This window comes from Bradyrhizobium sp. URHC0002 (genome assembly GCF_054059515.1).
In genome coordinates, this window is sequence record NZ_JBSSCF010000001.1 from 3207101 (window position 1) to 3229608 (window position 22508).

23 protein-coding genes are annotated in these 22508 nt (G+C 61.3%); 14 read left to right on the top strand and 9 right to left on the bottom strand.

The features are described from left to right. Positions 1–5 precede the first annotated feature (5 nt). The 6 genes from ACVWVY_RS15510 to ACVWVY_RS15535 all read left to right on the top strand — a co-directional run bounded on the left by ACVWVY_RS15510 (position 6) and on the right by ACVWVY_RS15535 (position 5107). Complete coding sequence (locus ACVWVY_RS15510; RefSeq protein ID WP_456627170.1) at positions 6–713, top strand: amino acid ABC transporter permease; 708 nt, start codon at positions 6–8, stop codon at positions 711–713. A gap of 5 nt (positions 714–718) precedes the next feature. After that, positions 719–1369, top strand: a complete 651-nt coding sequence (locus tag ACVWVY_RS15515) for an amino acid ABC transporter permease (RefSeq protein ID WP_456627171.1) — start codon at positions 719–721, stop codon at positions 1367–1369. Next, positions 1366–2100: an amino acid ABC transporter ATP-binding protein gene (locus ACVWVY_RS15520; protein WP_456627172.1), complete on the top strand. Its 735-nt coding sequence runs from the start codon at positions 1366–1368 to the stop codon at positions 2098–2100. Before ACVWVY_RS15515 ends, ACVWVY_RS15520 begins: the two co-directional genes overlap by 4 nt. A 294-nt stretch (positions 2101–2394) precedes the next feature. After that, a complete protein-coding gene (locus ACVWVY_RS15525; RefSeq protein ID WP_456627173.1) occupies positions 2395–3144 on the top strand; it encodes an IclR family transcriptional regulator in 750 nt (249 codons plus the stop codon). A gap of 290 nt (positions 3145–3434) precedes the next feature. Then, positions 3435–4187, top strand: coding sequence for an amidohydrolase family protein (locus ACVWVY_RS15530; protein WP_456627174.1), 753 nt, complete (start codon positions 3435–3437; stop codon positions 4185–4187). Next, positions 4184–5107: an SMP-30/gluconolactonase/LRE family protein gene (locus tag ACVWVY_RS15535; protein WP_456627175.1), complete on the top strand. Its 924-nt coding sequence runs from the start codon at positions 4184–4186 to the stop codon at positions 5105–5107. Before ACVWVY_RS15530 ends, ACVWVY_RS15535 begins: the two co-directional genes overlap by 4 nt. 1 nt (position 5108) lies before the next feature. Here the strand turns inward: ACVWVY_RS15535 and ydiJ are convergent, their stop codons facing one another. Beyond that, entirely contained in the window at positions 5109–8141 is a 3033-nt protein-coding gene (gene ydiJ / locus ACVWVY_RS15540) for a D-2-hydroxyglutarate dehydrogenase YdiJ (protein WP_456627176.1), read from the bottom strand. Positions 8142–8343: 202 nt separating this feature from the next. Between ydiJ and ACVWVY_RS15545 the strand changes: the two genes are divergently transcribed. The 5 genes from ACVWVY_RS15545 to ACVWVY_RS15565 all read left to right on the top strand — a co-directional run bounded on the left by ACVWVY_RS15545 (position 8344) and on the right by ACVWVY_RS15565 (position 13687). Further along, entirely contained in the window at positions 8344–9708 is a 1365-nt protein-coding gene (locus ACVWVY_RS15545) for an MFS transporter (protein WP_456632221.1), read from the top strand. A 2-nt stretch (positions 9709–9710) separates the two neighbouring features. After that, on the top strand, positions 9711–10625 hold the full coding sequence (locus tag ACVWVY_RS15550; protein ID WP_456627177.1) for a DUF1932 domain-containing protein: 915 nt from the start codon (positions 9711–9713) through the stop codon (positions 10623–10625). Positions 10626–10659: 34 nt separating this feature from the next. Next, positions 10660–11982: an MFS transporter gene (locus tag ACVWVY_RS15555; RefSeq protein ID WP_456627178.1), complete on the top strand. Its 1323-nt coding sequence runs from the start codon at positions 10660–10662 to the stop codon at positions 11980–11982. Further along, the gene (locus ACVWVY_RS15560) at positions 11979–12935 is read left to right on the top strand and encodes an amidohydrolase family protein (RefSeq protein ID WP_456627179.1); all 957 of its coding nucleotides are present in this window, start codon (positions 11979–11981) and stop codon (positions 12933–12935) included. Before ACVWVY_RS15555 ends, ACVWVY_RS15560 begins: the two co-directional genes overlap by 4 nt. Positions 12936–13009: 74 nt before the next feature. Continuing rightward, positions 13010–13687: an RraA family protein gene (locus ACVWVY_RS15565; RefSeq protein WP_456627180.1), complete on the top strand. Its 678-nt coding sequence runs from the start codon at positions 13010–13012 to the stop codon at positions 13685–13687. A 173-nt stretch (positions 13688–13860) separates the two neighbouring features. Here the strand turns inward: ACVWVY_RS15565 and ACVWVY_RS15570 are convergent, their stop codons facing one another. From ACVWVY_RS15570 to ACVWVY_RS15580, 3 genes are all read right to left on the bottom strand, one after another. Beyond that, entirely contained in the window at positions 13861–14523 is a 663-nt protein-coding gene (locus ACVWVY_RS15570) for a phasin family protein (protein ID WP_456627181.1), read from the bottom strand. Positions 14524–14623: 100 nt separating this feature from the next. Beyond that, entirely contained in the window at positions 14624–15262 is a 639-nt protein-coding gene (locus tag ACVWVY_RS15575; RefSeq protein ID WP_456627182.1) for a nucleotide-binding protein, read from the bottom strand. 434 nt (positions 15263–15696) lie between these two features. Continuing rightward, positions 15697–15984, bottom strand: coding sequence for a hypothetical protein (locus ACVWVY_RS15580; RefSeq protein WP_456627183.1), 288 nt, complete (start codon positions 15982–15984; stop codon positions 15697–15699). A 293-nt stretch (positions 15985–16277) separates the two neighbouring features. On the opposite strand from ACVWVY_RS15580, the gene ACVWVY_RS15585 reads away from it, so the two are divergent. Further along, positions 16278–16472 carry a hypothetical protein gene (locus ACVWVY_RS15585; RefSeq protein WP_456627184.1) on the top strand — a complete coding sequence of 65 codons (195 nt, stop codon included), beginning with the start codon at positions 16278–16280 and terminating at the stop codon, positions 16470–16472. Between the two features lie 349 nt (positions 16473–16821). On the opposite strand, the gene ACVWVY_RS15590 is transcribed toward ACVWVY_RS15585, so the two are convergent. Beyond that, the gene (locus ACVWVY_RS15590) at positions 16822–17172 is read right to left on the bottom strand and encodes a hypothetical protein (protein WP_456627185.1); all 351 of its coding nucleotides are present in this window, start codon (positions 17170–17172) and stop codon (positions 16822–16824) included. A gap of 56 nt (positions 17173–17228) precedes the next feature. Beyond that, entirely contained in the window at positions 17229–17528 is a 300-nt protein-coding gene (locus ACVWVY_RS15595) for a PilZ domain-containing protein (protein WP_456627186.1), read from the bottom strand. A 412-nt stretch (positions 17529–17940) separates the two neighbouring features. Between ACVWVY_RS15595 and ACVWVY_RS15600 the strand changes: the two genes are divergently transcribed. After that, entirely contained in the window at positions 17941–18144 is a 204-nt protein-coding gene (locus ACVWVY_RS15600; RefSeq protein ID WP_456627187.1) for a DUF6894 family protein, read from the top strand. 97 nt (positions 18145–18241) lie between these two features. Next, positions 18242–18526 carry a hypothetical protein gene (locus ACVWVY_RS15605; RefSeq protein ID WP_456627188.1) on the top strand — a complete coding sequence of 95 codons (285 nt, stop codon included), beginning with the start codon at positions 18242–18244 and terminating at the stop codon, positions 18524–18526. A gap of 737 nt (positions 18527–19263) precedes the next feature. On the opposite strand, the gene ACVWVY_RS15610 is transcribed toward ACVWVY_RS15605, so the two are convergent. Genes ACVWVY_RS15610 through ACVWVY_RS15620 form a run of 3 tightly spaced genes read right to left on the bottom strand, consistent with a single transcriptional unit; the run spans position 19264 to position 22504 of the window. Continuing rightward, complete coding sequence (locus tag ACVWVY_RS15610; RefSeq protein WP_456627189.1) at positions 19264–19623, bottom strand: hypothetical protein; 360 nt, start codon at positions 19621–19623, stop codon at positions 19264–19266. A gap of 50 nt (positions 19624–19673) precedes the next feature. Continuing rightward, positions 19674–21263 carry an MFS transporter gene (locus ACVWVY_RS15615; RefSeq protein ID WP_456627190.1) on the bottom strand — a complete coding sequence of 530 codons (1590 nt, stop codon included), beginning with the start codon at positions 21261–21263 and terminating at the stop codon, positions 19674–19676. After that, positions 21260–22504: an HlyD family efflux transporter periplasmic adaptor subunit gene (locus ACVWVY_RS15620; RefSeq protein ID WP_456627191.1), complete on the bottom strand. Its 1245-nt coding sequence runs from the start codon at positions 22502–22504 to the stop codon at positions 21260–21262. The genes ACVWVY_RS15615 and ACVWVY_RS15620 overlap by 4 nt, the downstream gene beginning before the upstream one ends. Positions 22505–22508: the final 4 nt, after the last annotated feature.

The window sequence follows — 22508 nt, forward strand, 5'->3', positions numbered from 1 at the left end:
ACCTGATGAACTATCAATGGAATTGGAGTCTGCTGTTCAAGGAGCCCTACGCCGGCTGGCTATTGACTGGGCTCGGTTGGACCGTCGCCCTGTCGATCGTCGGTTGGCTTATTGCGTTGCCGCTCGGAGCCACGATTGGCATCGCCCGTACGTCATCGTCGCGATGGCTGCTTGGGATTTCGGGTTTTTACGTCTCGGTGTTTCGCAACATTCCATTGTTGCTTCAGATGTTCGTGTGGTTCTTCGTGGTGCCGGAGTTGCTGCCCGCCAGGCTTGGTCTTTGGTTCAAACGCGATCTTCCGAACCCCGAGTTCTGCACCGGCGTTCTAGCGCTGGCCTTTTACACGTCCGGCCGTTTGGCGGAATTGTTCCGTGCCGGGCTGCAAGCCGTGCCGCGTGGGCAGAGGATGGCCGCCGACGCGACCGGCATGAGCCGTTCACAGGCTTTGCGATACATCGTCATGCCGCAGGCGCTACGGATCATTCTGCCGCCGTTGACTTCAGAATTCCTGTCCATCGTCAAGAACTCGTCGCTGGCCCTGACCATCGGGGTGCTCGAATTGACTGCGCAGAGCCGGCAGATCGAGAATTTCACCTTTCACGGTTTCGAGGCGTTTGGCGCGGCGACGGCCTTCTACGTCCTTGTCGCCTTCGTCCTCAACCTGATCATGGTCTGCCTGCGGCGGACACTGGCATTGCCCGTAGCGGTGTAATCCTGATGCTCGACTATGCCCTGATTATCCGAAATGCCGGCTTTCTCTTTGACGGCCTGCTACTCAGTCTCACTTTGACGGGTATCGGAGTCTTAGGCGGACTTGCCGTCGGCACCGCGCTGACGCTGGTCCGGCCGTTCGCCGGCGCCGTCGGCAACTACGTGGTCGACGCGTATGTCTTTATGTTTCGCGCAATCCCGTTGATCCTCGTGATCTTCTGGTTCTATTTCATGGTCCCATTGATTCTAGGCAGACCGGTCGGTGCCTGGACATCGGCGATCGTCGCGTTCACGTTGTTCGAAGCTGCCTATTACAGCGAGATTCTACGCGCCGGCTTGGAAAGCGTGCGTGCAGGGCAGATGAATGCGGCGCTCGCCGGGGGCATGAGCCGGGGGCAGGCGCTGCGCTACGTGATCTTTCCGCAAGCTTTCGCCGCCATGATCCCGATCTTCCTCACTCAGGCGATCATTCTGTTCCAGGACACATCTTTGGTCTTCGTCGTCTCGCTGCACGACTTCCTGACGGCGACGTCAATCATCGCCAATCGCGACGGGAGACTGATCGAAGCCTACACATTCGCTTGTCTTGTCTACTACCTGATCTGCCTCGGGGCGACGGCCGGCGTGGAGAAGCTAAAAAGGAAGTTCGCCCGATGATCGAGTTCAAGCACGTCAACAAGTATTACGGCGCACATCACGTGCTTCGCGATATCACGATGACGGTCTCGCGCGGAGAGGTGGTGGTGGTCTGCGGACCTTCCGGATCCGGCAAGTCGACCTTGATCAAATGCGTCAACGCGCTCGAGCCCTACCAGGAGGGGCAAATTCTCGTCGACGGCATCGATGTTAAGGGTTCGGCGCGATCGGCCATGCATCTACGGCGGCGCGTCGGCATGGTGTTCCAGAATTTCGAACTCTATCCGCATCTCAATGTGATCGAGAACATCTGCCTTGCGCAGCGCGTCGTTCTCAAGCGGCCTGCCGGAGAAGCCATCGAGCGCGCGAGGCGTCTGCTCGATCGAGTCGGTCTGAAAGACAAGGAAGCGGCGTATCCATCGAGTCTGTCGGGCGGCCAACAGCAGCGTATTGCAATCGCCCGTGCGCTGGCGCTCGATCCGGAAGTCATTTTGTTCGACGAACCGACATCCGCACTTGATCCAGAAATGATCAACGAAGTTCTCGAAGTCATGACATCGCTCGCGGCGGACGGCATGACCATGATGGTTGTTACGCATGAAATGGGATTTGCGCGCCGAGTCGCCAGCCGGGTTGTTTTCATGGATATGGGAGAAGTGGTGGAAGACTGCTTGACCGAAGAATTTTTTGGAACATCGCAGTCCCGCTCCGATAGGGCGCAAACGTTCCTTGGCAAGATATTGTCCCATTGACGAACGCAAGGTACCGGTGTCGATAGAGCACTGGCCGACTGGTGGGCAAACGCCAACCAACGGCGCCGTCCGCCACTGCCCGGCGAATAGTCGCGCAGACCCGCGCCGTGATGTCGGCTTCTGCCCATCGCGGCGCTGTGGCGTCCACATCCCGGCCTACGCTTCATCGATTAGACACTGGTTCAATTACCGGCTCCTTCGGGGACTTCGCCACAAGTATTTCTTGCGGCGGCATTGTGGCCCTTCTACCTGGGTTGAGAATGCCGTAGGAAATGGTGGAGACGAGGATTTGAGATGGCAAAGCAGACCGTGAAGAAGCCGCCCGTACTCAAGGGCGTATCAGCAGCCGAACGGGCGCTGGAGGTATTGACCGCGTTTCGCCGGGGAGACGGCGCCTTGAGCCTGGCCGAACTTGCCGAGCGGACCGGTCTGGTCAAGAGCACGATCATGCGGCTGGCGTTATCGCTGCAACAATTCCGGTTGCTGGCACGCCTGCCGGACGGCTCTTACCGGCTTGATGCGGAGACCTTGCGCCTAGGCACCGCCTATCAGCAGGCGTTTCGCCTTTCCGATCACGTCATGCCGGTGCTCGAGCAACTCGCCACGAAGACCGGCGAAACGACGTCGTTTTATGTTCGTAACGGCGAAGAGAGGTTGTGTCTTTTCCGGGTAGAGAGCACCAGCCGCATCCGGATGACGGTGCAGCCGGGCGACACCCGCCCCATGGACAAGGCCGCCATCGCGCAAACGCTCCGCCGCTACGAATCCGGTCCACCCGGACCGGACGACGAGCTACCGCTGTTCACATCAGGCATCACGGACCCTCATGCCGCCGCTCTCGCCATGCCTGTGTTCGGCATCGGCGACTCTCTGGTCGGCGCGCTCGCGATCTCCGGGCCCGTCAGTCGGCTCACCCCGGCGCGGGCGGAGCAGATCAAGGACGCGTTGGTCGAGGCCGCAAACAAGCTGACCGCGGCATGCGGCGGAACGCCGTCCTCCGGCACCCCAAAGCGCGCGCGCAAGCGGAGCAACGCCGCGGAATAAAACGAAACGACGTTTCATTTTCTCTTGCGGCGATGGCCTGGCGGGCCTATAAGCCTCCCCATAACAATCGATGGGGAGGACGAACGTCGTGGCAGCAACATCGCTCACGCGGAGGACGGTCCTGGCGGGACTGGCCGCATCCGCTTTGCCCGTGATCACGACGGCACAAGCGCAGGAAGTGCGCTGGTCGTCAGGAACTGGGAAACCGCGCTTCGTTCCGCCCGCCGGCGCCACCGATTGCCACTTTCATACCTATGATAAGACTTTTTCCGATCACGAAGGGCGCGACATTGCTGCCCGATGATGCGTCGACGGATGATTATCGCGCGCTGCAACGTCGGATCGGCACAACGCGGGGTGTGATCATCCAGCCCTCCACTTACGGAACCGACAACCGGCTGCAGATCGCGTCACGACAGTCACTCGGTGCGGAGAATTTCCGTGTGATTGCGGTGGTAGCGGAGGACATATCGGACACGGATTTGCGGCGGCTCGACGAACAAGGCGTCCGCGGTGTTCGCTTCAATCTCGGTTTTCCGGGCGTGCTGACCGTGGAGTCGCTAAAGCCGCTCGCGCCGCGGCTGGCCGATCTCGGTTGGCACTGCCAGATCAACATGCGTCCTAAGCAGATCGAAGACAATGCTGACCTCTTGGCTTCTCTGCCTGGGCGCCTCGTGTTTGATCATCTGGCTCAGGTGCCGCAGCCAGCCGGAATCGAGAGCGCACCCTACAAGATCATCCGTGGACTGCTTGATCGCGGCAAGACCTGGGTGAAGCTGTCGGGACCCTATGTATCGAGTAAGCAGGGCGCGCCGGATTACGCCGACGCCGGTGTTGTGGCGGCAGCCTATGTCAAGGCCGCCCCGGAGCGGCTGCTATGGGGCACTGACTGGCCGCATCCCTCAGAGCCGAAGGATCACAAACCGGATGACGCGCACCTGTTCGATCTGTTCGCCCAATGCGCAGGCGACGACGTCGCGTTCAAGCGCATTCTGGTCGATAACCCCGTCGAACTCTACGGCTTTCCAAAGGTCGCGCCATGACGTTCTTCAGTCCCCCACGCCGGATCGAAACCAGCATCTTCACGCGCCTTCCGGATCAGTTCCGTAAACCGCGCCGCACCGCTTGGGCGGATGCCAACCAGGGCGGGCGCGAAATCGACAGCTTTCTCGAAGGCCCGTCCTTCGATCGTCAGGACCGCTTGTACGTCACCGACATTCCCTTTGGGCGCATTTTCCGCGTCGCCGCGGAAGGCGCGTGGGAGCTGGTGTCCGAGTATGACGGCTGGCCGAACGGGCTGAAGATCCACCGCGACGGCCGCATTTTCATCACCGACTACAAACGCGGGATCATGCTGCTCGATCCCGCCAGCGGCGCCGTGACGCCGTTTTTGGAAACGGCCGCGAGCGAGAGCTTCAAGGGTGTGAACGACCTGGTCTTTGCGCCGTCGGGTAATCTCTATTTCACTGACCAGGGCCAGACCGGGATGCATGATCCCACCGGCCGGGTCTGGAAGCTCACGCCCGAGGGCGGGCTCACCTGCCTGCTCAACACCATCCCCAGTCCGAACGGCATCGTGGTCGATGCCGATGAGAGTTTCCTGCTCGTCGCGGTGACGCGTGCCAACCAGATCTGGCGTGTGCCGCTGCCGGCCAGCGGCCTGACGACCAAGGTCGGCATATTTTCGCATCTGCACGGTGGTCCGGGCGGCCCTGACGGACTGGCGTTGGACAGTGGCGGCAATCTGCTGGTCTGCCACACCGGCTTCGGCTCGGTATGGCGGCTGTCGCCGTTGGCGGAGCCCCTCGATCGGATCGTCTCCTGCGCCGGCGTAGGCAACACGAACCTTGCGTTTGGCGGACCCGAACAAAAAAGCCTTTTCATCACCGAAAGCCGCACCGGAACGCTGCTGCACGCCGAGCTCGAAACGCCGGGCCTGCCGATGTTCTCGCACGCTGATTAGTTCACCGGCCTCGCAGACAGTCCAACAATGCCTCCGCCGGATGGAACAGGCGTTGCCCGTCCATGATCTTGACCTGCGACCGGCAGGAATAGCCGGTGGCGAGCAAGCGTCCGCTTTCCGCCGATTCGGCTACATGCCGCGCCCAACTCATTTCATAGATCTGCTCGGATCTGGCGCGATGTTCGGCCTCATGGCCGTAAGTCCCCGCCATTCCGCAGCATCCTGACGGCAGTACCTGCAAATTCGCGCCCGCGGCTGCAAACGCTGCCTGCCAGTCGCGAAGGCTCGACAAGGCGAGCGAACGCTCGGAGCAGTGCGGCAGCAGAAAGTATTCTTCACCGGCCCCTGACGTCTTCGGGATGGCATCGCATCGGCGCGCCAGCCATTCCTGAACCAGCAGCACGGGCGGCGGCCGGTCCGCTTCCGCCAGCATGTTGTATTCTGAGCGGTACGTCAGTGTCATAGAGGCGTCCACGCCGACCAGCTCGACGCCGGTGGTGGCGAGGCTGCGCAGCATGGCCGCGTTGCGGGATGCCACGCGGGTGAAGGCGCCGAGAAAGCCGTGCACATGCAGCGGCTTTCCGTTTGGGCGGAACGGCGCGACGAACGGTTTGAAGCCGGTCGCCCGCATGAGATCGAGCACTGCGAGCACAACGCGTGGCTCATACCAGCTCGTAAAGGCGTCCTGCACTACCGCCACGCTGCGCGCGCGCTCCTCAACCGAAAGCGTCGCCAGCAGCTCGGGCGTTGCGACCGCAATCCCCCGCGCCGCCAATTCCCGGCGCATCGAAACCTGCGAAAATTTCGGCGTATGCACCAGTCCGATCGCTCGCATCGCCGTGCGGCCCGGTGGGCTGTCGATCATCAGATTGTACAGCCAGCCGATCTTGCCGAGCGCCGGCAGCATCGACTCCAGCAAACCGACCAGGTGGTCGCGCAACGGTCGCAGATACCGCCCGTGATAGACTTCGAGAAACTTTGCGCGGAAGGTCGGCACGTCAACCTTGATCGGACACTGCCCGCTGCAGGACTTGCAGGCAAGGCAACCATCCATCGCCTCCTTCACGGTGTGCGAGAAATCCGGCTCGCGAGCCCAGCTGTTGCGCAGCCTTGCTGGAAAGTGCCGCCAGCTGGCGCCTTGCCGCAGCACCGCTGCTTCGTTCTCCGGATCGACGCCGAGGGCAGCCAGTTGCCGCAGCCATTCGCGGGTGAGCGAAGCGCGGCCCTTCGGCGAATGCCGGCGATCGCGCGTCGCCTTGTAGGACGGGCACATCGCTTCATCCGTATCCCAGGAGAAGCAGGCACCATTGCCGTTGCAGTGGAGGGCTTCGTCATACGCGGTGCGGACGGACGCGGCGATGGTTCGGTCGAGCTGGCCGCGCGTAGTCAGGCCGTCGATCGTCAGCAACTGTCCGCCCTCGGGTGCGGCGATCTTCCCGGGATTGAGCTGGTTTCGTGGGTCGAACGCGGCCTTGATCGACTGCAGGATCGGGTAGAGCGGCCCGAAGAAGCGCGGCGAAAATTCCGAGCGCACGCCCTTGCCGTGCTCGCCCCACAGCAGCCCACCATACTTCCTGGTGAGCTGAACGACCTCTTCGGTGATCTCCCGGATGAGCGGCTCCTGGGCGGGATCCTTCATGTCGATGGCCGGGCGGACGTGCAGCACGCCGGCATCGACATGGCCGAACATGCCGTAAACCAGTCCGCGGGCGTCAAGCAGTGCGCGGAACTCAGCGATGTAGTCGGCCAGGTGCTCGGGCGGCACGGCGGTGTCCTCCACGAAGGGGATCGGCCGTTTGTCGCCTTGCATGTTGCCGAGCAGGCCGACCGATTTCTTGCGCATCGTCCAGATCGCGTTCACCTCGGCCTCGCCGCACGCCACGCTAAATCCGCGACGGCCGCGCGAAGGGTCGGATGATTGAAGCGCTTCAGTCATCCGGCGAACGGGGCTCTCAACGTCCGTCGCGGTACCGCCGACGAACTCGACGAGGTTCACGCCCATGGCGCGCTGTCCATCGTCTTCGGGGAAATATCGCCGGACGGAGTCCCAGACCACATCGTCCTGCGCGAGGCCGAGCACCCTGGAATCGACGGTCTCGATCGACGCTGCGCCGAACCGGATCAGCTCCTGAGCATCGCGCAAGGCGGCATCGAAGCTGCCATAGCGAACATTGACCAGAGCGCTGTGTTTGGGGATCGGTAACACATTCAGCTTGGCTTCCGCGATCATCCCAAGCGTGCCTTCGCTGCCGCAGAGAATCGAATTCAGGTTGAAGCGACCGCGATCGTCACGGATGTGTGCGAGGTCGTAGCCGGTCAGGCACCGGTTTAGCCTCGGGAAATGCGCTGCGATTAGATCCGCCTGCTCGCGCTGGATCGCATCGACCAGTCTGTGAACGGCGCCGACGAGGTCGGCTCGTCGCTGGATTTGCTGCAGCTCCTGGTCTTCCAGCGGGCGCGACGTCCAGACCGTGCCGTCCAGCAGCACGGTCGTCAGCTCCAGTACATGGTCGCGCGTCTTGCCGTAGAGGCAGGAGCCCTGGCCACTGGCGTCGGTGCTGATCATGCCACCGATCGTGGCGCGGTTGGAGGTAGAGAGTTCCGGCGGGAAGAACAGGCCGTGTTCGGCCAGCGCGGCATTGAGCTGGTCCTTCACAACGCCGGCCTGCACGCGTACCCAGCGCTCGACCGGGTTGATCTCGATGATCCCATTCATGTGGCGCGAGACGTCGACAACGAGACCTTCCGTCAGCGACTGGCCGTTGGTGCCGGTGCCGCCGCCGCGAGGCGCGAACACGATATCTGCAAAACGGGGCTCGGATACGATACGCGCGAGGCGCACCAGGTCGTCGGTGCTGCGCGGAAACACGACGAGCTGCGGCAGCAGCTGATAGATCGAGTTGTCGGTCGCCGAGACGATCCGGTCACCATAGGCCGGCGACAAATCGCCTTCGAAGCCGCGCAGCCGGAGTTCCGTCGCCAGCTCGCCATGCAGTGGCGCAGGGGCCCGCATATCGGAAACGCGTGGCAGCATCCAGTCCCTCCCGGTTTGGCGGACACCGTAACTGACGGCCAGCACTCCACTTTTCCATGTGAGCGCCTCTGATCGGGCAACGCAAGCGCCGCGGTGTCAGTCTTTTGAAAATGAAATACCGTTTCAAAATAAATTGCAACGCCGTTCTATTTTTGTTAAGGAGCCGCACGGCCGGGGAAACACCGGCCTTGGAGGAAACCAAATGGCCAGTGTCACCGCCGCGTCAGCCGGCGCGGGCTTCACGCCCGAGCAGGAGAAAATCCTCTCGAAGGTGCTGTGGCGGATCGTGCCGTTCCTGCTGCTCTGTTACATCTTCGCCTATCTCGACAGGGTGAACGTCGGTATCGCCAGCCTGACGATGAACGGAGACCTCGGTCTCTCGCCATCTGCATTCGGCTGGAGTGCCGGGCTGTTCTTCTTCGGCTATTTCCTCGCGGAGGTGCCGAGCAATCTGGCCCTGCAAGCGATCGGCGCCCGCAAATGGATCGCCCGCATCCTGATCACTTGGGGCCTGATCTCGGCCGCAACGGCGTTTGTGGTCGGCCCTGTCAGTTTTGGCGTGATGCGCTTCTTGCTCGGTCTCGGCGAAGCCGGCTTCACGCCCGGTGTGTTCCTCTATTTCACCTACTGGTTCCCGGCGCGTGTTCGGGGCAGGGCGACGGCGGCTTTCCTGCTCGGCATCCCGATCGCGAACATCATCGGCGCGCCGATCTCAAGTTCGCTGCTCGCCCTTGACGGCCTGGGTGGTTTGCATGGCTGGCAGTGGCTGCTGATCCTTGAGGGGCTGCCGGCAACCCTGCTGGGCTTCGTTTGTTTCTTCACGCTCACCGACAAACCGGAACAGGCCAAGTGGTTGGGCGAGGAGGAGCGGCGCTGGCTGGTCGAAGTGCTCGCGGCGGAGCGCGCGGCAATTGCTGCAAAGCACTCAACCCGGCTCAGGGACGTCTTCATCAACTGGCGGGTCCTTGTCTGCTCCGCCGTCAACTTCTGCGCCATCATCGGCTCCGTCGGCCTCGGCCTGTGGATGCCGCAGATCATCAAGGGCCTCGGCTTCGGTGTCGTTGCCGTCGGCTTCATTGCCGCCATCCCTTACGTCTGCGGCGCCATCGCGATGATGCTGTGGGCTCGCCTGTCGGACAAGGGCGGGGAACGAAGCTGGTTCGTGGCCAGCGCATTACTCTTGGGTGCGGTGTCGTTGGTTGCCTGCAGCTACGCGACGTCTTCGGCGCTCGCCTCCGTTGTCGCGCTCTGCGGCGCCGTGATCGGCATCATGTGTTACCAGTCCACCTTCTGGCCGATCCCGTCGAGCTTCCTCACCGGCAGCGCTGCCGCCGGTGGCCTCGCGATGATCGTCTCGATCGGCAATCTCGGCGGTTTCGTCGGCCCGTATCTCATTGGCGTGATCAAGCAGTCGACCGACAGCTTCTCCTGGGCCCTGATCTCGGTGGCCGCATTTCTCACCCTGGCCGCCATCCTCATCCGGGTGGTTGGCGTCAGTCTGCAGCGACAGGCCGAGGCGGTTGATGGCCGCACCGGTCCGATCGCAACCCTCTCGAAAGGAATCTGAAGATGAGCGACAAACAGCAGTTTCGTCTCGGTCTGGTCGGCTATGGCGAGATCGGCAGCACATTGGGCAAAGGGCTGCGCGCGGCCGGCCTGCAGCAGATATTCTGCTACGACAAGTATGCTTTCGACGGTCCCTACGCCGATCTGATCCAAAGCCGCGCCAAGACGGCAGGCGTCACGCTGGTCAAGTCCAATCAGGAACTGGCGGATGCCGCGGAGCTGATCTTCAGCGTCACGCCGGGCTCCGCGTCGCTTGAAAGCGCGGCTGCGTTCGCGCCCGTGCTCGATCGCCGCCACACCTTCCTCGACTTCGCCTCGGCCACGCCGAAGGTTAAGTACGGCGTCGCCGAACGGCTCGCCAGGACAGGCGCCACGCTCGGGGACGGCTCCATCATGGGGACGCCAAAGAACGGCTATTCAATGCACATGATGTCGAGCGGAGCGGCCGGGCAGCGCGTGGTCGATCTACTCGTGCCCTGGGGCATGAGCATCGAATTCGCCGGCGAGAAGCTTGGCACGGCTTCGGGGATCAAGATCCTTCGCTCTGTCCTGATCAAGGGGATCGAGGCCTTGATCGATGAAACGCTGCTGGCAGCCAGATCCTATGGTCTGGACGAGACCGTATTGGCTTCGGCGTCGAAGACACTCACCCGTCCCTTCATGGATACCGTTGAGAGCCTGACGCCCTCCGGCGTCATCCATGCAAAGCGGCGGACCGAAGAGGTCGAGATGGCAGCCGAGGCGGTCGCAGATGCCGGGATCGAGCCGCTCATGGCACGCGCAACGGTGGCGCGGCTTCGCTGGAAGGAAAGCCTCGGCCTCAAGGAGCATTTCAACGGCGTCGTTCCCGAAAATTACAGGATCGCCATCGACGCGATCGTGGCCAAGACGCAGCCAAAGGCAAAAGCGGCCGAATAAGGCCAAGCCAAGGGAAAAGAACAGGGAGAGAAACGTGACGGCCGCTCTGACAGAACTCGACCAACTGGAAAAGGTGACGATGCGCAAGGTGATCCTGCGCCTCGTGCCGTTCCTGATGATCTGCTACTTCTTCGCGCTGCTCGACCGCGTCAATGTCGGCTTCGCGGCGCTGCAGATGAACAAGGATCTGGGGTTGACGCCCGCAATGTTCGGCTTTGCCGCCAGCCTTTTCTTTGTCTCGTATTTCCTGGTGGAGGTGCCGAGCAATCTGGCGCTACAGAAGGTCGGTGCCAGGCGCTGGATCGCGCGCATCATGATCACCTGGGGATTGGTGACGGCGTGCATGGCTTTCGTGGTGGGGCCGTACTCGCTTTATGCGATGCGCTTCCTCCTGGGCGCGGCGGAGGCGGGTTTCTTTCCCGGCGCGATCCTCTATTTGACCTACTGGCTCCCTTCCCAATACCGCGCGCGCATCCTGGCAACGTTCACGGTTTCGATTCCGCTGGCCACTTTCCTGGGTTCACCGCTTTCGGTCGGCTTGCTTGAGCTCGACGGCGCGCTTGGCCTGCGCGGGTGGCAGTGGCTGTTCATCCTGGAAGGGCTGCCGACTGTCCTGCTAGGCTTTACCTGCCTGTTCGTCCTGACCGACAAGCCGGCGCAGGCGTCCTGGCTGACCGTGGAGCAGCGGGAATGGCTGACAGGACGCATGGAGGCGGAAGCCGCCGCGCGCAAGCCAGTCGGGCATCTCTCGCTCTGGCAGCTTGCCACCAACAAGTATTTCCTTGTCATGGCGCTGGTCTGCTCCGGCGCCTCCGCCACCGGCAGTGTGCTGTCGGTGTGGCAACCGCAATTGTTGAAGTCGTTCGGCCTGACGAATCTGCAGACCGGCTTTGTCAACGCGATCCCCTATGGTATTGCGACCGTGCTCATGGTGCTGTGGGGACGTCACTCGGACAAGACGGGTGAGCGCCGCTGGCACACCGCCATTCCACTGCTGCTCGCGGCCGGCGGTTTCACGGCATTGGGCTTGACCGGAACCGCGGTCGTGCCGACCGTCATCATGGTCACGTGCTGTCTGGTTGGCGCGTATGCTTTCAAGGGGCCGTTCTGGGCCCTGTCGGCGAGCTGGCTTTCGGCCAGCACGCTCGCGGCGGGCCTTGCCGGAATCAACGCGATTGCCAATCTGATCGGTGGCGGCCTGATGGTGAACGTGGTCGGCCTCGTCAAGGAATCGACCGGTAGTTTCGTCATCGGCATGCTGCCGCTGGCGCTGCTCTGCGCGGTGGCCGCAGCCTGTGTCCTCGTGCTCGGACGTAGCGCCGCGCGCGCGACGGAAATGGCGGCGGTGAAGCCATGAGCCCGCGCAGCAAGGGACAGCGCTCCATCACCCGACGCGGCGTTCTCGCAGGCATGCTGGCTGCAGGCACAGGCGCGTGGGCTGCCGGCGTCGAACAAACGGTGCCTCACAGCACCGGATCCGCTCCGCCACGCCTGGATGCGCCGGCGGGTGCGTGCGACTGCCACCATCACATCTACGACGAACGATTTCCCGTCTCGCCGCATTGGCGTCAGGGGTTTCCGTCCGGTTCAACCGTAGCGGATTATCGGCTGCTCCAGCGACGGCTCGGCACGACGCGAAGCGTGGTGGTGCAGCCGTCGACCTATGGCATCGACAACCGCTGTCTGGTGGACGCGCTCGGCCAGCTCGGCGCGGCGTCGCGCGGCGTTGCCGTCGTCGACACCGAGGTCAAGGACGCGGAGCTGCGGATGCTGACGGACGCCGGCGTCCGGGCCATCCGCGTCAATTTCGTTTCTCCCCAGAGCTGGGGGACGACGACACCGGAAATGCTGACCACGCTCGCAAGGCGGGTAAACCCCTTTGGCTGGCACGTGCAGATCCTGATGCTGGGCGATCAGATTGCCGCACATGAGAGCGTCATCCGGTCGCTTCCCACCAAGGTGGTGATCGACCACCTTGGGCGCATCCCTCAGCCCGACGGAATCAAGCATCCGGCGTTCGCCGCGGTGCGCCGCCTGCTGGACGAGGGCCGCACCTGGGTGAAAGTCACTGAGCCCTATGAGGACAGCAAGCTTGGGCCGCCGTACGCCGACTCCAGCGAAGTGGCCCGGGCCTACGTGCAGGCGACGCCGCAGCGAATCTTGTGGGGCACCGACTGGCCGCATCCGACACAGCGCGGCACCAAGCCGGACGATGCCCTGTTGCTCGATCTCCTTGCAGACTGGGCGCCAGACGAAAAAACGCGCCGGCGCATCCTGGTCGAAAATCCCACCGAACTGTTCGGCTTCTAGGACTTTCGACGCCCCTAAAGGGGAACGGCGAGAACGCAACGGTTTCATTTCCAGAACATCGAGAAGGATAACGCATGTCCGTAGGCTTCAGAATTCTAAAGCGGCAAAGAAAAGTAGCTACCGAAGCCGTCGAGCGCTTTGCCCGCTTGCCGGTAGCAAATGTTAGCGACAGCATGTCGCGCATGACGGCGGCGGGCGCGCGGCTCCGGCCAATGCACCGGGCCGGAGGCATGGCCGGCGTGGCGCTAACCGTCAAGACACGACCAGGGGACAACCTGATGATTCATAAGGCGATGGCAATCGCCGAACCCGGTGATGTCATCGTTGTCGATGCAGGGGGCGATCTTACCAATGCGCTTATCGGCGAAATGATGCTCACGCGAATTGTCAAAAGCGGAATTGCGGGCATCGTCATCGATGGTGCGGTACGCGACGCCGGCTTCATCCGGGGACAGAAGTTTCCCGTTTTCGCAGCAGGCGTCACCCATCGCGGGCCTTACAAGAACGGCCCCGGCGAGATCAATGTTCCGATAGCGATCGACGGCATGGTGATCGCGCCGGGCGACCTCATCCTCGGAGACGACGATGGCCTGCTCTGCGTGCCGTTTGACGACGTGAATGCGGTGCTGAAAGCCGCGACGGCAAAGTACGAAGCGGAGCAGAAGCAGATCGCGAACATCATGGCGGGTACGCACGATGCCTCCTGGGTGGACAAGGCGCTGCGCGAGCTGAATTGCGAAGGCCTCGATTGAACACAGATTCGCGGGTAGGGCGAGACGCGCTTCCCAAATTCGGCTCGTTCAGTCGGCGTCGCATGCGCTTACTTGGCCGGTCGCAACTTTGCACGTCCGTCAGCCCCTGATTGGGCGTCTCCTCGCAGTCGAATGAACTACGAAATCGTCATCACGTTCGGAACCAACGCGCTCTACGGGCGGTCAGTAGACTTTGTTAACACCTGGGGATCAACAGCGGTGTGGGTATCGTAGGACGGCGTCAAGTTCATTGCAAGCGACCGCCATTCGCTGGACTGCTTGATCATCAGCTCGATCTGTATTCGCGCATGCGTGCTCGACAATTTGATCAAATCGGAGGCCGACCTCAGATTGACCAGCTGCTGCGCGTATTCCAGTGCGGCGCTCATGTTCGCCTCCGTGAGTCCAAACGCCTTGGCCTGATAGTCAGCAACGGTCGCAGCAATGGTGGCCGCCGAGATCGTCTTCTCCGAGCTTACAGCACCATGGCTGCTGTTCGCTTGAGTCGCCGGTTCCGGCGCTGGACCGGTCGGCAACTCTCGGCTGGCAATGTCGTTCACATCACCCGGTGAGGCACTCACACAGACTTTCAGGGTTTGCAGGACAGGGGCCCGATGCTCCATAGCCATTTCGGTGGTATCATCGACGGAATTCGAGATCGCGCGAGCGCTTGAGGTGAGCGCGTCCGCCGGATGAGGCAATTGGATTACGGTCGAGGCCTCCGTTGTCGGAGGGGCAACCGTGATGCTCATGGTGAGTTGGTCAGCGCTCTCAGCTGCGGTTTCACCTGCTTTCACGTCCTCGAAGAAAGTCGCGATCGGAGCGGGCGACGTCACGCGCACTCCATCACGTGCCGCAGTGCTCACTGCAGCGGCCGTGAGCTCCACGAGCGAGCGACGAATGGGGCGCGCATGAGCAGGCTGCCTTGACCGCGGTTTATCCATGAACGACCGCCTCCCTGTTGAGTTGTTTCGAAACCCAGCCCCACAACGCGCGAATTTCCTCTGAGGCCTTTCCTTCGGGCGCAAATTCTGTGACTCCCAAACCAGCCCCGAGCGCGTCCTGATAGTCGTTGCGCTGGACGATGAAGGGCAGCGCGAGTACTCCGAGCGAATTGAGTGCCGTCGCAGCTTCGCTCAGCCGATAGCCGCGAGGCGGCGTTTGGTTGAGGACGAAAGCAAATCGGCGGTTGAACCTGCGAATGGTGGTAAGCGTGGGCAGCGCAGCTTCTATATCTGCCGGGCTCGGACGGGCCGGGATGAGACAAAGATCAGCCACCGAAATGGCGCAGCTGCTCATGTTGTTGTTCGTGGCTGCGGTGTCGATAATTGTGAGCCTGACCCCCTCGGCCCTGAGGCGAGGTATTGCACGCTCAATTTCAACGCGATCGGCAACCCGATCAACGCGCGGATAGGGGTTGGTGCGCCGTCGGCGCCAGCTTGATACCGTGCCTTGCGAATCTGCTTCGATCACGGCAACGCGGTTTGCGTCCTCCATCGCAGCGACAGCAAGGCCCACGGTGAGCGTGCTCTTGCCGCTTCCGCCTTTTTGCGTGACCAGCGTGACAACGTACATTGCTGCGTTTCCCCAAATGGCAGGTGTCTGAGCAGCTATCACTCTTTCTGACCGAACGGGATTACTGCGGTCGCTGCTCAAGCAGGGCTTGCGTTTCCGTCGTGGTTGTCGAGCCCCTAAGCTGTGACTCTGCGCAGACACCAGCCCATAGCTTTGTGCCCCGCACCGTTCCAACGAGTTTGCAGCCCATCGGCTCTTTCGGCTTTACCTGAACCACGGTTTGTTGCCGACCTTGCGGCCCACTCTGAGCGAATGCGGTTGCCGAAAAGCAGATAGCAATGAGAATGAGCAGTGACCTCATCGTCAATTTACGTTTGCCTCACTACACTCCGACCTCTGAAAGCCAATTAGAAAGTATCCCACAGAGCATTCGCAGCAGCATTTCAGAAAGAAGGCGATGCACTATCGAAATTTTCTTGTCTAATTTCAGGACATCAGCCCACGGCCAGCACGTGTGTTGGCGCACTGACGTCGGACGAATGAAGCCGTATCGACTTGTCACGGCTGCGAACGATTTTCGCAACAACGGCCGGCCGCAGACAATCAAAAATTGCTGCACGATCCCGTGAAATCTCCCACGAAATCTCGTCGCTTAAGAGTGGTACTCCATGAATAGTAGACCGAGGAATCTCGCAGAACACACGGGAACCGTTCACGGTGGCCCAGACAGTCAGGCTATTGCCGTCCCAGCCAATTTCGCTGTCAAACTGAACTGCCGACATCGCACGACTCCCTTCGAAGTTTGCGTCGGCGCGAGTATCTACCGAGGTGTGCCGTTGTAAACTTGGGTGGCTTGCAATGGATCCGATTGAGTACTCGGTGTGGCGAAAACATCGCAGGATTGGAACTCGACGGTTGGGGCGAACCTGCCCCGGGGCCGCGCATGTCGAACCGCTCACACCGGCGATTGGTACGCCCCGTTCGGCTTATCCACATCCATACGCGCATCCATTTTGCCCATGTCATTGTCTTGAGTAGCATCTAGCTTTTCGGGTGATGGCTTTGGAGATGTGTCATGTTGGATGCCGAATTTAAGAAACAACGCGCCCAAACGGCGCGTGAGTTGGCAGCGATAGCAACCGATCGTTTCACAAAAAGGCGACTTCTGGACTTAGCTGCGCGGTACGAAGACGATGACTCCCCGGCCTGCAGTCCGCTGACGCCCATTGACCTAAAATTCAAAAGTCACGGCACCGGTTCAGAGCGGTAGGCGTTTGCTGCAGAACCTGGGCAAGGCCACGATCGAACGGAAAGGTCACCAGCGAGAATTGGGGTGCGCCAGGAAGAACGTCACCACCCACATTTTTCTCGGGTGTGGGTGGCGTCTTTAGTCGCAATCACCTCGCGCATGTCTTCGCCCAACTCGTGGTAATGCAAGGCGATTTTGCAAGTTGGCTCGTCAGCTAAACGAACGACCAAGTGAGACCTTGCGATTTGAAACACCAGAGCAGACATTTAACCCCTGTGTTGCGTCGACCGGTTGAGCCGGCCGAGGTAAAGCGGACCTCGTACCGTCAACCTCGGGAATTTGGCTACCCAACGATTGCGATTGGCGGCCGTCAGCGTTCATCTGTTCGCTTCGTATTGCTTGACTGAGCCTTGATGTTCGCAATCTCCGCAAGTGCCATCACCGATGCAAACTCGGCGATCGAATAGGACCTAGTGCCATCGCTGATCGAGATGCCTGTTAGCCTCCCGACGACATGCCATTCGATCGCTTTTGCAAAAGCGTCCCTGGCCGTTTTGGCGGCAGCCTTGAACATGTGATCGTCAACGTGGGCATGCACGTGGAAAATCATGGTTGATGCTTGCCCAACGCCACGGGGCTGGACCAGACGGAAAACCTCGCATGGCGCTGCTTGGCGCTCAAATTGCACCGAGGAACGGTCTTTTGACTCAAAGCGTGCCATCTTGAGCCTCTGTACGGTCCGTCCACAAAGCGGCCGACTGCTCGCTGTGCCGGAGTTCAAGACACGGTGTGCTGCGACTTCTTCTTTATGTCGGACGCTTTAATGAAGCGGACGCCCACCTGATCGCCGTTGACCCAAGCTAGTTGGCAACGCCGATATGCTTTCCCCACTGTCGAGAGCACAAGAAAGAATTCCTTCAGCGGAAGACCTTCAATCGAACCGCCGACGGAAAGCCTAGCCCCCGTCTCCGATATATCCTGCATTGTACACGGACGCTGCCACGTACCGTCGATCGCCATCATGTTCGCGGCGAACCCGCGCTCGAATACGACGCGATGTGCCTTACGTTGTTCCATCTAGTCAAATCGTCGATCTAAAATGAATGACGATGGGGTCCGCCAACGGTGCGGCGGATCATTACTATGCAATGCTCGTGGTGCGCCTTTTCGGATCGGACCACGATGAACAAACTACAGGTAAGCGGTTAATTTTTACTCAAAGGCGACGACGGGTGACGCGGGCGGCTCACACGCGCTTTCCCGCAAGACCCCGCTTCGGTTAGCTGCGAGCTTTCCGTCTTCGCAATCGTTAGGCGCAATTCTGCTGCCCGTTCCTGCTTTGCTCGCCTTCGAAACTCGCGCTCTGTTCTGAGGGCGAGGGCCGCGAGGTATGGTCGACGTCGACATGAACGCGCCTTAATCTGATGCGCGTCGCTTACCGATTTGTCACTGGAAGGCGCAGGTCGCCCGAGCTAATGCGGTCCGGCAAATGCGCTACTTTTTTCATATCTTTGACGGTTTGGAGATCCATCCGGATGATGTTGGCAGCGACCTCCCGAGTTTAGATTGCGCGAAACGTATGGCGCATGCCGTTGCAGATGAACTGCAAAAGGGTGGCGTGTTTGCGCAGGCGAGTTTGGTGATCGTCGCGGACGCGGATGACAACATCCTGTTCGAATGCGAAGCCTTTTAGAACTCGGTGCGCTTAGTCCATCGGGAACCGTTCCCGGCGATGGGCCGTTACCCGCCAACATCACTGAGGGATCTCGGACGAACGGGAGCATGATGGTATGTGGGATGCCCTGACGAGGTTGGCGGTCGAGTCGAGCGGCGTCATTGCACTGCGCATGACAAAGCTCATGCTGGGCGGAAAACGGGCGGCGCGGCGAGAAGCCCGACTGATGGTAAGCGAAAAGATCGATGCCTCGGTCAAAGCGACCAGGAGCCTGATCGGCGGCGCTTCTGCTGAAGAGATAATAGGTCAATACCGAAGGCGCGTGGCCGCCAACGCGAGACGGCTAGGCAAAATCGGGGCGGGTCGCACGGCAAAGAAGAAACACCGCCGTTGGAAGTAGCGAAATCCGAAGAGGTGACGAGCCTGGGAACTCTTGATCGGCGGGTCACTCGCTGGCAGACCACACCAACTAGTCTTGCCCGGCGCTTAGAGCCGTCCAGAGACGCGATGACGCTCCTTAGGTTCGTTTTGATCCTGGGCAGTGTGATGCGTGCCGCGACAGCGCAAACCGGCAATGGCTTGTCGCCGACTGGTGACGGACAACTCCGCTCACAAAAAAGGGCCGCCGGGATTGGGCGGCCCAAGTCTTGGGAGGAACGCGCCCAAGAGCAAAACGCCTCTTGAACCCGTCACACGACAGAATGACAGGAGATTGTTTCTGGCCGTCTTCACTCAAAAAGGAAAATGGTTGCGGGATCGTTTCTTCGGAACCGACGCGGTGAAGTCAGTTCACGGATTCGAGAGGCCGCGCTTCAGTCGAAAAACTGCCGACTTTTCGATAAACACCACATCAAAGGACGGCTTCGCACCGGCACAACTACAACGACCGTCTCATAGAAAGCTGCTATCAGACTGATGATCACATGGATCGTCGTGAACGTTGCCAAGCTCATGCCGAGTATCATGGTGCGCTCCTGAAGAAGACCGGGTTGGTAGATTTATTGCTGGTCATTGTTGTCTCCGTGTCGTCGGCGTGAACGCGGTTACTCTGGCAACTCAGGTGCGCCGTTGCGCCAGCGCGATTGGCATGCTTGTAGATAGTTTGCTGTAGAGAAGCGTGCCATCGCCTGCGCGTGCTCAATTGCGTTGAGCGGTCCAATAACCGGAACACTGCGAACTCCCCGCGCGACCGCTCCACCTGCCATGGCCCGTGGTGCCGGCGAGCTTGCCGGATCCTGCGGCGTGTTTGTCGTGAACGGTGACCGACGCATGAACTGCGCCGGATCTGGCGACATATCCTTTGAACTTCACAAGGTTGGGGTGCGAGACGACACCGTCAGAAACATTGATCGTGAAGTTGTAGCTGGCGTCGCAAGCGCCTCTTTGCGTCACGAACGCGAGATCCCATGAGCCGTCATAGGCCGATCGCGCCTGTGCGGCAGATGGCAGGGCGATCAAGCAGCCGGTTGCAATGATCCAAAGCGAGAGCGCCTTCATCGTAATTCTCCTTTCGGGTCGCAGGTTTCTGCAGGGCTCGTCCAAGATCTCTATTTCGTCGATGCTGGCGACAGCGGGCCCGCCGGCGCCGCCCGCATCAGACTAATCAGCAACAGCCCGACGATTGCGGCCCAGAAAGCAACCTGGAAACCGTCAATAGTGGACAGTACGTTGGCTTCTCGTCGAACGAGCGAGGCCAACATGGTCGCCGCGCGTGCTGCGGCCGTCTCCGTGGCGGCGCTATGTTCGGCAAGCCGACCGGTTAGGCGACCGAGAGCCTGAACCACATCGTTGTCTCCAGCGGAGACGTGCAGGCCGGTGAGATTCGAATGGACCTGCTGGCGCACGCGAAGCCAGGTGGTCATCGCTGTGGCTGCAACCTCGATCACGTCAAGGCGCAACACTTGGATATAGGCGACGAAGGCGATGGCCCGCGCCGGATTGAGATTTGACACGACGAAAATCAGGAGTGCGGTAAAGGTCAGGCCCTGGCCAACGGTCTGCACCAGAGCCATCGGAATGAAATCGTCCGGCGCCCACTCATGCGTGATGCGGGTGCCCATCCACGCTGCGATCGCGAAACTCGACAATCCGAACATGGCCACGATCCGAGCATCTATTCGGCGAAGCAGCCAGACCGCGGCGGGCACCGCGACGATCAGCGGCAACGCCGTGTAGAGGAGGAGCACGCTGCCGGCTTGCTCGGGCCTAAGCCCGGCGACGACGGTCAGGAAGTTGGGGACCAGCATGGTGTTGGACAGGCTCGTGACCATGTAGGTCATCATGGTCAACAGCACCAAGGCGATGTTTCGCGACATCAGGACCGCGGGGCTCGCCCATGGCTCTGGGACGATTGCTTCGTTGACGAGAAAGGCGATGACGAGCGCGCCGCCACCGACGATCAGCCCGGTTACGGTGCCAGATTCGAACCAGTCCAGCCTGTTGCCCTGATCACAGCCGGCATAGATCAGGGCAAGGCCGGTGCCGAGCAGCAGCATGCCGCTCCAGTCGGCTTGCGCCAGCAGCCTTTGATTGACGAATTCCCGGGGCGTGCCCCGCCAGGTCAGCAGCGCCATCAGCAGGGCCACCACGGCGTCCTGCCAATAGAGCCATTGCCAGCCAACCTGGTCCACATAGAAGCCCACCAACGATATCCCGGCGTTACCGGTGAAGGACAGCCGGAAAGAATAGGCTGCGAGGCCGACGATCCACCAATGCTTCGGCAGATTGTGCAGGACGATCATGATCGTCGCCGGAACGAAGACGCCCAGCAACAGGCCGCGAATGAAGTGCAGCGCCAGGAGCAACTGGTAGTCGCGGACGAAAGGAATGGCCAGCGCTATGCCGACATAAAGCAGGCTCGGCCAGACCAGTACCCGGCGCAAACCGAAGACCACGGCAAGCCAGGCAATGGCGGGAGCGATGAGGATCTGCGGCGCGGTAGAGGCGGTTGCCAGCCATGACCCCTCGTCGAAGCTCAGGCCCAACTGGCCTCTCAGGTCCGGCAGACCGAGTGCGAACAGCCGCACGTCGAAGCTTGCAATGAAGGCACCGAGCAGCACAGCGCCCACGGCGAGCCACGGGTGGTGGGAGGGACGGTCGACAGAGTCGGCGCCGCCTTTGATGGCTGCGGTCGTCATGACGCGCCTCGATTTATCCGGATGTGTGTGACGACCGACATCCCAGGTCTTAGTTGTGCTACTAACGGCTGACCGGGAGCGAACTCAATGCGGACCGGGATGCGTTGCACCACCTTTGTGAAGTTTCCTGTCGCGTTGTCCGGCGGCAGGAGGGCAAAGGTCGATCCGCTGGCCGGCGAAAGGCGCTCCACACGTCCACGCAGGACGACGCCGGAGAACGTGTCGACAGTGACATCCACCGGCTGACCCGGCACCACGTGGGTCAGTTGCGTTTCCTTGTAATTGGCAACCACGTAGACGTTCGGCAGCGGCACGACCGCGATCAGATTGGTGCCGACATTGACGTAGTTGCCTTCCTGTACCAGGCGTGCGCTGACAACGCCGTCGAAGGGTGCCACGATGCGTGTATAGCCCAGCCGCAGCTGCGCCATCGTGAGATCTGCCTGGGCGGCAACGAGCTTTGCCCGCAGCAGGTTCTCGTCGCCGTTCAGAATCTCGAGCTGGCTGCGCTGCGCTTCGATCGTCGCTCCAGTCGCCGCGAGCGCGGCACTGGCCGTTTCGTGCGCGGCCGTCGCCTGCTCCTGCCGCTGCCTTGTGCCGGCGACGCCGCCCCGAAGAAGGTTGTCCTGTCGTTCCAGCTCCTGCCGTGTTTCAAGCTCGCGGGCGAGGGCGGACTGGCGCTGCGCTTCTGCCTGGGCGATCACGGCGCGCTGATGGGCCTTCTTGTTTTCCAGGTTGTCGAGGTCGGCCCGGGCAGCAGCAGCGCGCGCCTCGGCCTGGGCCACGACCGCATCGTAGTCCGCAGGTTCGATCTCCATCAGCAATTGACCCGCTTTGACGCGCTGGAAATCCTGCACGACAACGCGCCTGACGTTGCCGCTCACCCGCGCGCTCAGCCGGGACGTCTCGGCATGCACTGCGGCATTGTCGGTGGTCTGGACGGCGGCGGCACCCGCCCAGGCGTTCCAGCGGTCGGACGTCACGAGAACGAGCGCTGCCGCCGCACCGATGGCCATCAACGGGATGATAAGGTGCCGCGGGCTGCGTGACGCGACCTGGGTAGCGGTCGTGTCCGGAGCGTGCGGCGAAGCCGTTGCTGGTTGATCTTTGGCCTGTGCTGGCGCCGGCTCGGCGGGGCGGTGTCCGGCTGGAGCAGCCTTTGCTTGTGCAGGCGTTGCGGTGTGGCCTGCTTCGGACAGCGCGACCGCACCCGCCTCAGAAATCGTCGTCATGGCGTTCATGTTG

Bases quoted from the DNA above. Each gene is read 5' to 3' on its own strand.
- ACVWVY_RS15515 (WP_456627171.1), top strand. From the start codon at position 719: ATGCTCGACTATGCCCTGATTATCCGAAATGCCGGCTTTCTCTTTGAC.
- ACVWVY_RS15580 (WP_456627183.1), bottom strand. From the start codon at position 15,984: ATGTCGGCAGTTCAGTTTGACAGCGAAATTGGCTGGGACGGCAATAGC.
- ACVWVY_RS15585 (WP_456627184.1), top strand. From the start codon at position 16,278: ATGTTGGATGCCGAATTTAAGAAACAACGCGCCCAAACGGCGCGTGAG.
- ACVWVY_RS15620 (WP_456627191.1), bottom strand. From the start codon at position 22,504: ATGAACGCCATGACGACGATTTCTGAGGCGGGTGCGGTCGCGCTGTCC.
- ACVWVY_RS15565 (WP_456627180.1), top strand. From the start codon at position 13,010: ATGTCCGTAGGCTTCAGAATTCTAAAGCGGCAAAGAAAAGTAGCTACC.
- ACVWVY_RS15595 (WP_456627186.1), bottom strand. From the start codon at position 17,528: ATGGAACAACGTAAGGCACATCGCGTCGTATTCGAGCGCGGGTTCGCC.
- ACVWVY_RS15610 (WP_456627189.1), bottom strand. From the start codon at position 19,623: ATGAAGGCGCTCTCGCTTTGGATCATTGCAACCGGCTGCTTGATCGCC.
- ydiJ (WP_456627176.1), bottom strand. From the start codon at position 8,141: ATGCTGCCACGCGTTTCCGATATGCGGGCCCCTGCGCCACTGCATGGC.
- ACVWVY_RS15600 (WP_456627187.1), top strand. From the start codon at position 17,941: ATGCGCTACTTTTTTCATATCTTTGACGGTTTGGAGATCCATCCGGAT.
- ACVWVY_RS15615 (WP_456627190.1), bottom strand. From the start codon at position 21,263: ATGACGACCGCAGCCATCAAAGGCGGCGCCGACTCTGTCGACCGTCCC.
- ACVWVY_RS15545 (WP_456632221.1), top strand. From the start codon at position 8,344: ATGGCCAGTGTCACCGCCGCGTCAGCCGGCGCGGGCTTCACGCCCGAG.
- ACVWVY_RS15560 (WP_456627179.1), top strand. From the start codon at position 11,979: ATGAGCCCGCGCAGCAAGGGACAGCGCTCCATCACCCGACGCGGCGTT.
- ACVWVY_RS15525 (WP_456627173.1), top strand. From the start codon at position 2,395: ATGGCAAAGCAGACCGTGAAGAAGCCGCCCGTACTCAAGGGCGTATCA.
- ACVWVY_RS15510 (WP_456627170.1), top strand. From the start codon at position 6: ATGAACTATCAATGGAATTGGAGTCTGCTGTTCAAGGAGCCCTACGCC.
- ACVWVY_RS15535 (WP_456627175.1), top strand. From the start codon at position 4,184: ATGACGTTCTTCAGTCCCCCACGCCGGATCGAAACCAGCATCTTCACG.
- ACVWVY_RS15520 (WP_456627172.1), top strand. From the start codon at position 1,366: ATGATCGAGTTCAAGCACGTCAACAAGTATTACGGCGCACATCACGTG.
- ACVWVY_RS15590 (WP_456627185.1), bottom strand. From the start codon at position 17,172: ATGGCACGCTTTGAGTCAAAAGACCGTTCCTCGGTGCAATTTGAGCGC.
- ACVWVY_RS15575 (WP_456627182.1), bottom strand. From the start codon at position 15,262: ATGTACGTTGTCACGCTGGTCACGCAAAAAGGCGGAAGCGGCAAGAGC.
- ACVWVY_RS15550 (WP_456627177.1), top strand. From the start codon at position 9,711: ATGAGCGACAAACAGCAGTTTCGTCTCGGTCTGGTCGGCTATGGCGAG.
- ACVWVY_RS15605 (WP_456627188.1), top strand. From the start codon at position 18,242: ATGTGGGATGCCCTGACGAGGTTGGCGGTCGAGTCGAGCGGCGTCATT.